The organism is Pseudomonas sp. I2 (assembly GCF_040984075.1).
GTDB lineage: Bacteria > Pseudomonadota > Gammaproteobacteria > Pseudomonadales > Pseudomonadaceae > Aquipseudomonas > Aquipseudomonas guariconensis_B.
Genome location: NZ_JBCGFQ010000040.1, coordinates 40085 through 48932, shown reverse-complemented (window position 1 = coordinate 48932; position 8848 = coordinate 40085). Strand labels below are relative to the sequence as shown.

Genomic DNA, 8848 nt, shown 5'->3' with positions numbered 1-8848 from the left:
CCACTGCCCCCTCCAAGGCGCCCACGCCCCCGCGCACCGACGCGCGCCCAAGCGGCGTGGCAGCACCGGCCAGCAGCCGGGCGTACCGCGCCTCGCCAATCACCGGCACGAAGGCCGATGCGATGTTGAGCGGGTCCAGCAGCGAAGCTGCCAGACTGCCGGCGATCTTCGTGGGGAGCGAGCCGCCGTTTGCCCGGATCATGATCTGCTGGCGCGCCAGCTGTTCGCGGTGACGCTCGATCAGGACATCGAGCGCTCCCTGTCGGATACCCTGGTCGGGGATCTTGATGTCGAGGCCAGCATCAGCCACCTGGTTGCGCGCCTGCTCGGCACTGATCAGTGGCGTCTCAGGCTCCAGGCGGCCAGCATTGGGTGCCAGATAAGACTCGGGCCCCATGACCACGGCGCGCCCTTCTTGCTGCTGGGCAAGCTCTTCCAGGCGGAAGGCCGAGGTACTAGGGTTGGTCGAGAAGGCCTCGTCGAACGCTGCACCGAACACATCCCCGCTGTCGGCTGGGATATCGAGCAGCGTGCGCCGGTCAAGCGCCGGTGCGTCGCCTGCGTAGATGGTCAATTGTTGATCCCCAGGCCGCGCACGCGACCAATGCGTGAAGCGTTGCTTTCCCGCCGCGCAAGACCATCGGCGGTCAGCTCATCCCAGGTGCGGGTGATCGGGCGGCCATCCCTGCCCAGGACCCGGTAGCCATTGAGCGTCAGCGACAAACCGGACTCATCATTGGTCGGAACCCACTGACCGCCAGATACCACCGCCTCGCGCAACTGCTCCAAGTTGGTCTCATCGGTTACGCCGATCAGCCCAGGCAATGCCATCAGGTCGGCGGCACCAATACTCTCCAGGGCTGAGTCAGCGCCGCGCTTGATGGCGGCCGTGTTCAGCTCCTTCGGCACGCGGTATGTATCGAAGAAGTCGTACTTGTCGTTGACCATCCCGTCGACCACGCGCTGCGCGGCCTTCTGCGGATCCATGCCCTGGCGGACATAGGAGAGTGCTGCCTTGTTGGCAGCCTCGAACATGGTGTTGAAGGTGTTGATGCCGCCGGCCTGGCCTTGCAGCGACTGCGCGAAAGGCCCCATGGCGCTTTGCACTGCCTCTGTCACGCTAGATGCGACACCCTTGTCCAGGCCCTTTTTAAGGTCCGCCTCGCTCAAGTTGGCAACCGAAGCCATGCGCTCGGCAAGGTCCTTGGGCAAGGACGTGGCGATAACCTGGGCCTCGGGTGGCAGTTTCTTGCCGAGCTGCTGAGCGATCAGCGGGAAGTTCTTGCCCCACTGAGCCTGCTGCTGTTCGATCAACGTGGCGGCATTCTCCCCGCCAGCAACTTGCGCGTTGAAGCCGGCAGCGATCTGGTCTGCCGCTGCATCAGGAAGTAGCTTTGGCGACTGCACGCCCAGGCGCTGCTGTTCGGCCAGCGTAGCATCGGCATAGGCCTGGAAGGCTTCTGGCGTTCCGGCTTGCTGGGCCGCGGCGAATGCCTCGCGCACCGGTGCACTGTACTTGGCCACGTAGCCGGCAGGATCTTCCTGCTGCTGTTTCATCAGCGCGGAGCCAACTGTGACGAGGTGTCGATAAAGCTGCGCATCCTCCTTGAAGCCGGCCCCGACCGTTGTCGCACCGTCGACATACTGCTTTGCCTGGTCGCTGTGCAGCGCTTCTGCGTAGGCCGTGGCGTGCTCTGGCGTGTCGAACTTGCCCAGGTTGCGCCCGGTCTTGAGGTAGATGTCGATCGCTTCCTGATCGCTCATGATCCGACCGTCATCGCTGACGGTGGGGATCAGTACCTCCTGACCATCGAAGTTCGCCGACATCGAGCGGACGGTGCTGATCGAGCCATCTTCATTCTTGACGCGCGGGCGACTGTTCAGGTCGATGTTGCCCTGCTCCAGCATCCCCTGCGCGGGCTTGCCGTAGAAGGGCGACGGCTGCTGTGCCGAGGCTGGATTGAAACTGGCCAGAATCTCCTGGCGCTCGGCAGGGGTAGCTGTCGCGAACTCACGGATTGCTGGGGCCATGGCCTGGTACTTGGCAAACGACTCATAGGCCTGAGCGCCCTTTTCAGCACCCATAGCAGCCTCGAACTCGGCTTTGTTCGGCGGGTTGTCGAACTCATACCCCTGCAGGTAGGCGGCCTGAGCATCCTGCACGCGGGACTGGAGCTCAACCCGGGCGATGGCCTGGAGCTGGCGTGCTGCAATCTGGCGCTGTCTGGCTTCGGCCTCCAGGCGCCGGAAGGCCTGTTCGATGGTGCTACTCAAGCCGATCTGCGCCCTGGCATCCAACCCATCCTTGGATGCCTCGTAATACTGCTTGGCCTGGCCCGGGTTCGTCTCGGCCATGCGGGTGATGGCGCCGGAAAGGATGCGGCTGCTGATCTGGGTCTGCGCCTGCTGGAGTTGCTCCGGAGACCAGCCATTGCGCTCGGCCTGCGACTGGACGATGGCCATGGCCTTTTGGCGCTGGCGGCTGATCTCGTTCGGGTCGGCAAAGTTAAGCGTCGCGGTGTCGACTGCGGTGCTGAGCGCCGCCTCATCCGTGTCGTTCTGGTACTGCTGGATCTGGCCGTACTCGTACTGGTTCAGCTTCGAGTTGAGCGACTCGCGGCGCTGGGCCGCGATGACCTGGAAGCGCTTGCGCTGGGTGTCATTGGTCAATGACTCGAGCGTTGCCTGCACCTGTTGGTCATAAGCGTCCAGCGTCGTGTTGGTGACGTCCAGGGCGTTCTTGCCCTTGCGCGAGTAGACGCCCGTCTGCTGGTTGAACAGCGTGTCATTGGTCCACTTCGACAGGCTGGTGTCGGCGCCAACCACGGCGGTGGTGTCTGCCTCCTCGCGCTGCTTCACGGCAATGTCGACGGCGACATTGCCAATATCCTGCAGGCCCTGCTGCAGCGCGCTGTTGTCGACGAACTGCGGCGTGGCGCGGACCTGCGGCAATCCCTGCTGGGCGACCCGACGTTGCCAGGTTGGTACGGTAGCCATCGTCAGCCCCTCAGTGCGCCATATGCCCTGGCGCCTTGGGCGCCGGCGGTGAGCAGGGAGCCGAACATGCCGGCCTGGCCCGACCTTCGAGCATTGCTCGCGGCCATCCGGTTCTGCTGGGCCTGGGTTCGATAACCCCATGCCTCACGCACAGCATTGTTCTTGATGGTCAGGGCGTCCTGTTCGCCCAGGGCGGCCGTATCGTCCTGGACATCAGCAGCCGACCCGCTGTTGACGTCGATACCGTTAGCAGCGAAACCAGCACGCTGGGCACCGATCATGGCCCTGGTGTCGATTCGCGACTGATCAGCCTCGAACTCGCCGCGCTTGATGGCGTCGCTGGCGGCCGCGTCGGCAAAGGCGGCGTTCTGCAGGTTGGCCTCGGCGGTAGCAGCGCCCTGCTGCTGCGCCTGCTGGGCGCCGATCAACGCGGAGGCGCCCATGGCAATGAACGGGATAGCAGCTACTGCGCACATGCAGTGCCCTCCATCTGGAATGGGTAGAAGAGTTCGCCGTTGATGCCGTAGGGCACCGCCGGCAGGAATTGGAAGCCCAGCCACTTGAGCCAGCGGATGGCCAGGGTGTTGCGGACATCCACCAGGTTCAGCAGCACCTGGTGCCGGCTGCGCATGCCCTCGATGACCGGGCGGCACTCGGCAAGGAACTGACGGCGGTACTGGTTGATCCAGGTCGTGCTGGCCATCCAGGGCAGGCCATACACGGCGTCATGCGGGCTGTCACCGAAGATCGCCACAACCTTCCCGCCGACGACACAGGCCGCGCAATGCGAAGCGGTGGACACGGCATGGCGCACCTCGCGCTCTGGCGCCCAGCCGCGAATGGCTCGAAGCTCCACCAGGTCTGCCTCGCGCATGTCGGTCAGCAGGGCCTGAATGTGCTCCTCCAGCACGGGGACGAGTTCAGCCGCCAGCCTGGACATTGGTCATCACTCCCAGGATGGACAGCGGCAGAGGGTCAAGTTGGCGAATGAAGACGCGCCCAGAGTCGCCCCACGGGCTAGGAATCTTCATCGGCGCCCTACCAGTGAGCAGCTCGATCGGTTCGCCATAGTTCTCGGTTGATCGCTGCTTGTACTCGTACAGGCGCAGGTGGTCGGCGTCTGAACCGGCCCAGAAGCCGCGACTCTCTTCACAGAAGACAGTCAGTTCGTTGGTCCGCTTGCGGTTGCCCAGGAACGCCGGATTGTTCGGCAGCGCAACGTCCAGGGTCTCGAAGTCGGCCACGATGGGCAGGCCGGCGTGCACCACAAGGGATGGTCCGTCGAGCTGGATCGCGCCACTGCTCACCACCTGCTGCGGCGCAACGTTGCCGTCGGCCAGGATGCTGACCGTCTTGCCCTCCAGGTGGTCAAGGCCGGAGATCATCGTGGCCGCCAACCCCCAGCGGGTGGCAGAGATTCCACGCAACGACGCCGGCACCACCGTCTGTGGCTCAACGGTGACCACCGTGGGCGACGTGTAAGCAAGGATCTTCACGGTCAGCAGATCCCCAATGCGACTGGGCGTGCCGCCGCCGTACAGGATCACGCTGCGCCCCACCATGCCCGCGTTGAACGTCGATGTACCGACGGTGAGCGTCAGCGGGTTCGGGTACTTCCAGTCGGTTCCGCCGGTGAGCACGGCAGTGCCAGACCGGCGGCCATCGTAGGTCAGCCCAGAGTCGACGAAGAACGCTCGGTCAAACCAATACTCGCCGGAACCGAAGCGGCGCAGTTCGCGGGACGCCAGGCGCTCCACGTAGCGCTTAGTCGCGCCATTGATGGTCCGGCGCACGATGGCATAGACAGCATCCTCATCGCCTTCCGGTATCGAGACGATCGATTCGAACGCGCCGTCGGTGTCGTGGCGGTGCCAGCTGAACACCTCCTGGGCCGGCAGGTAGGTAAAGCCCAGCTTCACGCCATCGTTGCGCACGCACCACAACACGCTGTTGGGCACCTGGGCCAGGGCCATGGCCGTGATTTCGTAGCCACGCACAAGGTGGGACGACAGCACGGTGAGGTCCTGGCCCTGGAAGCCATCGCTGGTGTACGAATAGGCCAGATCAGCCAGTTTCTGGCCTCGGGCCTGGACGTACAGTGCCGTGTTGCCGTAGACCGCTGGCGGGACCGGGCTTGAACCGATGTAGCTCTGGAAGATGGCACGCACGTTGGTGGGCTTGATCCCGGTCGCATCCCCGGAGATGGTTACTTCGGCGCCCGACGTCAACACCAGCAGCTCCTTGAGCGGCACAAGGGAGCGAATCCGATTGACCTGGTTGGAGGCGATGGTCAGCTCGATCGCGTCGTCATCCTTGCGCGGCTGGGAGTAGCCGAAGTTGTTGAAGGCCCCTACCCGGCTCATCCAGATGGTCTGGGGCTTCGATTCGCTGGCGGCGAACACCAGGCGCTGCTGGTAGTAGCCCACCACCCCGGGGTTGTTTCCGTCGGCGAAGGGGTTCTGGTAGCTTGGCGGGGTGTCGTTCTTCTCGGCGGTGATGTTGAGGTCAGTGAACGCGGTGTTGGTGGCCATGCCGATGAAGCCGAAGACGCCGGAGCCGTTGTTCTCCTTGTACACGTTGTAGTGGTCGACGCCACTGACGCCGCTCCAACTGAGATTGGCACCAGACTTGTTGTCCCAGGCAGCCACGGTTGCCGGCGCCGAAGGCACGGATTCCTCTGCCGTTTCCCCAGCAGCCACTGCCGTGACGACGTAGCGAAACGTGGTGGTATCGCCGCTGCCGCCTGTGAGCGGTGTCGCAGTCAGGCCCGTGGGAGCGGCGATGCTGGGCATGAAGCTGATGGTTGTCAGCGTCCAGTTGGTGGCGCCCAAGCGCTTCAGCTCGCGCGGCTCGTAGCTTGGGTGTGCAATGGTCAGCACGTCGGCGGACTGGGTGAAGCACAGTTCGAACAGGTGCTGCTCCTGGTATGGCGTGGCCACCTCATAGACCGAGGCGCCATCCAGCAACTGGCCGCCATTGGTGTAGAACCGAACGTAGAGGTGGCCAAATTCAATGGCGTAGGTCTGCTCGGTGCTGAACTGGAACGGGATCAGCCTTGACTTGCGGCTGCTGATCTTGGTCTCGGCCAGGAAGCGGTAGCCGGAACGATTACGGGCCCCGCCCTCCGGCATCACCATGAAGTTGCGGCAGGTCTTGAGCCCGGTGAAGTAGCGCGTCAGGTCCGCCCGCGCTTGAGTGGCCGGCGCCAGCTCACCGGCGCTGAATGAGGGCTGGAGGATATCCGTCATCAGTAGCGCCCCGTGATGAAGGACGATTCCGGCCACTGCTCCGCAGTGCCTTCGTTGAGCGCAGCGGCGGCGGCCCGGAGCACGTCACCCTGGTACTGCTGGTAGCAGCTCAGGGCCACGGATGTGTCCTTGGCCAGCGGAGCGGCGACCAGCGACGCCAGGTACCAGGACAGTGCCGAGACGAAGATCGGGTCGAACATCTCCGAGGACTCGATCTTGATCGTGTACTCCAGCGTCGCGGGCGAGATTGTGGTGCTGATCAGCCGCTGGCTGCTGCCATTGATGATGCGGAACTTGATTTCGGGCATCGTCGGCATGCACCGGTCATGCGGCAGAAAGCCCTGCGGGAATGCTGGCGGCAAGATGCGGCGGACGCGCATGCAGTCGTTCGGGACCGCATAGGCGTAGGAGAATTCGGGGTTTGGGTTCGTGGCGACCTCGGCCAGTTGCGCAAAGGCCGTGGCGAAGCCCCAGTCACAATCAGCGCGCAGCACGAAATCCCGGGCATGCTCGTAGAACAAGCTGCACTGCTCAGCCTCCAGGCTGGCTTCGGCAAGGTCGTCAATGCGGTGGCTATGCCCGATGTGGGACAGCGCCATGTTGCAGATTTCCACGACGGACGACATGAATGCGGCTCCAATAAAAAGGGCCCCGAAGGGCCCTTGAGGGTTGGTGCTTGTCAGGCGTCCGGCAGGCCTGGGTCGTCTTTCTCATCGCCGGCAGCGCCTTCGCCCGCCAGCGTGCCGCCCTGGCCGCCGGCGCCGGAATCGGCAGGCTTCACGTACGGAGCCCCGCCGGCAATCAGGCGGTCAGCTTCAGCCTGCGCCTCTTCCCTGTTGGCGCCGACGAAATCGCCGACCTTCTTGCCGCTGGCGTCGATGACGATGTGGCGACCACCACCGTTGTGCTTGGCGGTGTAGGCCGGGGTCGTGCCGCCCTGGCCGCCGGAGGCAGATGCCTCTGGCTTGCTCGATCCAGCAGGCTTCCAGCCCTGCGGCTCCATCCACTTGCCCAGGTGCTTCTCGCTGATGATGTCGAACGGCTCGCCGCCCGCGTCTTGCGGCTCGCGGATCCTGCCGCCGTAGTAACCGCGCTCGATTGCGATGACTTTCATGGCCTCTCCTTACTCGATATCGAAGCCGCCGGCGTACATGGTGTTGTCCTGGACATCCTTGACCAGGCCAGCCCAGAAGGTGCCAGCGGTAAGTGGGCCGGTGCCAACCGAATAGTTGACGCGGAGATAGCGGCGGACGCCGCGTGGGACTGCCACAGCGACCGGTCGCTTACCGGCAGCCATGTCGGCCAATGCGGTGGCGCCCGAGTCGTACAGGGTGACCCAGGTAGAGTTGTCGTCGCTGGTCTGCAGCTGGAAATTGACAGTGGCAGCGCCTTCAGCAGTTGCTGCATCCAGCACGGCAACGACGAGGTAGATCGGTTCGCCGGCGCCGATGTCGCGGCGAGTGTTGCCATGGGTCAGCGGACCGAGGTCGATAACGTCGGTCGAGGCCGCCGAAGCGGTCACGGCCTGGCCAGCCAAGCCGCTGAACATGTTCAGCTTGTCGGTGATCATGGGGATTCTCCAGGAAGTGGCGGGCGTAACCGGTCAGATGACCGGCGCCTCGGTGTTGAGCAGGGCGTCTACGGTACGGAACGGCACGCCGCGCAGGCTGGTGATGAACTCGCCGTCGTACTCCTTGATCGAGAGCTGGACGTTGGCCTTGTTCATCGCCTGGATGTCCAGGCACTCGCGAATAGTGCGGTTCATGTAGAACGCGGCGCGGCCCATGCGCAGGTTCGGGATGCGGTGCACCCCACGAATCATCGCCTCGATCAGCTTGACACTGCTGCCATTGGTGTCGGCCAGCAGGTCGCTGATATCGATGTTGCAGAGCCGCACGGCATAGCGCCAATCGCGCAGGGCGATACCACTCTCCCACTTGTAGTGGTCGCGGTAGGCGCGGAAGTACTTGCCGGTGCCGTCGTCTACCAGTTCGATGCCCATGTCGTTGTGATCGAGGCCAGCCTTCGAACCCTTCGGATAAATGCCGTGCACGGTCTGGTCGCCCCACACCACCAGCCAGATGGAGGTATTGTCGGAACCCGATCCCCCCATCTTGATGATGTTCTGGCCGTTCTTCGCAGTGCTGTCGCTGTAGCGCGGCGCCAGGCCGAGGAATTTTGCCGGCTCGAGTGCGCTGTTGGAGTAGAACAGGCCAGTGGCCATGTCCTGGTTCATGCCCTCGATGAACGCCGAGTTCTCGGAAAGGCGGAACGCTGCAGTGTTGCCGTTGAGCTCGGCAAGCTTCTCGTCAACGACTCCCAGGTTTTCCAGCAGAGCACAGGTCTCATCGACCTGGGCGGTGGTGGACTTGCTGCGCGGAATGCCGCTGTTCAAGGCGCGCCAGGTGCCAGATGGCAGGCCGGTGCGAATGGTGGTCCGGTGACCGGTAGGCAGGTTGCCCTCCAGCCACAACATGTCGGTGAGGATCTCGTTGGTCTGGCTCAACATCTCGACGATGCGGGCCTGTTTTTGATCCGGGTCTTGGCGCTTGGCCCAGTCGGCCAGCGTCAGCGCGGTGTTGGCGATAACGGCCATGGTTTAC

At 63.9% G+C, this 8848-nt stretch carries 8 protein-coding genes and 1 pseudogene; 1 reads left to right on the top strand and 8 read right to left on the bottom strand.

Annotated elements, in window-relative coordinates; translation table 11 throughout:
* The 4 genes and pseudogenes from WCE05_RS19465 to WCE05_RS19450 all read right to left on the bottom strand — a co-directional run.
* Positions 1 to 574: pseudogene (locus WCE05_RS19465) on the bottom strand (hypothetical protein); the annotation flags it as partial.
* Entirely contained in the window at positions 571 to 2997 is a 2427-nt protein-coding gene (locus WCE05_RS19460; protein WP_368816395.1) for a hypothetical protein, read from the bottom strand. The pseudogene WCE05_RS19465 and the gene WCE05_RS19460, both read right to left, overlap by 4 nt.
* A 2-nt stretch (positions 2998 to 2999) precedes the next feature.
* A complete protein-coding gene (locus WCE05_RS19455; protein ID WP_368816394.1) occupies positions 3000 to 3473 on the bottom strand; it encodes a hypothetical protein in 474 nt (157 codons plus the stop codon).
* Positions 3461 to 3937, bottom strand: coding sequence for a hypothetical protein (locus WCE05_RS19450; protein ID WP_253079984.1), 477 nt, complete (start codon positions 3935 to 3937; stop codon positions 3461 to 3463). The genes WCE05_RS19455 and WCE05_RS19450 overlap by 13 nt, the downstream gene beginning before the upstream one ends.
* A gap of 1928 nt (positions 3938 to 5865) precedes the next feature.
* Here WCE05_RS19450 and WCE05_RS19445 point away from each other — a divergent pair.
* The gene (locus WCE05_RS19445; RefSeq protein ID WP_368816398.1) at positions 5866 to 5943 is read left to right on the top strand and encodes a hypothetical protein; all 78 of its coding nucleotides are present in this window, start codon (positions 5866 to 5868) and stop codon (positions 5941 to 5943) included.
* A 301-nt stretch (positions 5944 to 6244) separates the two neighbouring features.
* On the opposite strand, the gene WCE05_RS19440 is transcribed toward WCE05_RS19445, so the two are convergent.
* From WCE05_RS19440 to WCE05_RS19425, 4 genes are read right to left on the bottom strand one after another with little or no spacing between them, the layout of a single operon-like run.
* Positions 6245 to 6871 (bottom strand): hypothetical protein, encoded by a 627-nt coding sequence (locus WCE05_RS19440; RefSeq protein ID WP_368816393.1) that lies wholly within the window; start codon positions 6869 to 6871, stop codon positions 6245 to 6247.
* A 53-nt stretch (positions 6872 to 6924) separates the two neighbouring features.
* Entirely contained in the window at positions 6925 to 7359 is a 435-nt protein-coding gene (locus WCE05_RS19435; protein ID WP_368816392.1) for a hypothetical protein, read from the bottom strand.
* A gap of 9 nt (positions 7360 to 7368) precedes the next feature.
* The gene (locus WCE05_RS19430) at positions 7369 to 7815 is read right to left on the bottom strand and encodes a Bbp16 family capsid cement protein (protein WP_368816391.1); all 447 of its coding nucleotides are present in this window, start codon (positions 7813 to 7815) and stop codon (positions 7369 to 7371) included.
* 33 nt (positions 7816 to 7848) lie between these two features.
* On the bottom strand, positions 7849 to 8841 hold the full coding sequence (locus tag WCE05_RS19425; protein ID WP_368816390.1) for a major capsid protein: 993 nt from the start codon (positions 8839 to 8841) through the stop codon (positions 7849 to 7851).
* Between the last annotated feature and the right edge of the window lie 7 nt (positions 8842 to 8848).

Bases quoted from the DNA above. Each gene is read 5' to 3' on its own strand.
- WCE05_RS19460 (WP_368816395.1), bottom strand. From the start codon at position 2,997: ATGGCTACCGTACCAACCTGGCAACGTCGGGTCGCCCAGCAGGGATTG.
- WCE05_RS19455 (WP_368816394.1), bottom strand. From the start codon at position 3,473: ATGTGCGCAGTAGCTGCTATCCCGTTCATTGCCATGGGCGCCTCCGCG.
- WCE05_RS19450 (WP_253079984.1), bottom strand. From the start codon at position 3,937: ATGTCCAGGCTGGCGGCTGAACTCGTCCCCGTGCTGGAGGAGCACATT.
- WCE05_RS19445 (WP_368816398.1), top strand. From the start codon at position 5,866: ATGGTCAGCACGTCGGCGGACTGGGTGAAGCACAGTTCGAACAGGTGC.
- WCE05_RS19440 (WP_368816393.1), bottom strand. From the start codon at position 6,871: ATGTCGTCCGTCGTGGAAATCTGCAACATGGCGCTGTCCCACATCGGG.
- WCE05_RS19435 (WP_368816392.1), bottom strand. From the start codon at position 7,359: ATGAAAGTCATCGCAATCGAGCGCGGTTACTACGGCGGCAGGATCCGC.
- WCE05_RS19430 (WP_368816391.1), bottom strand. From the start codon at position 7,815: ATGATCACCGACAAGCTGAACATGTTCAGCGGCTTGGCTGGCCAGGCC.
- WCE05_RS19425 (WP_368816390.1), bottom strand. From the start codon at position 8,841: ATGGCCGTTATCGCCAACACCGCGCTGACGCTGGCCGACTGGGCCAAG.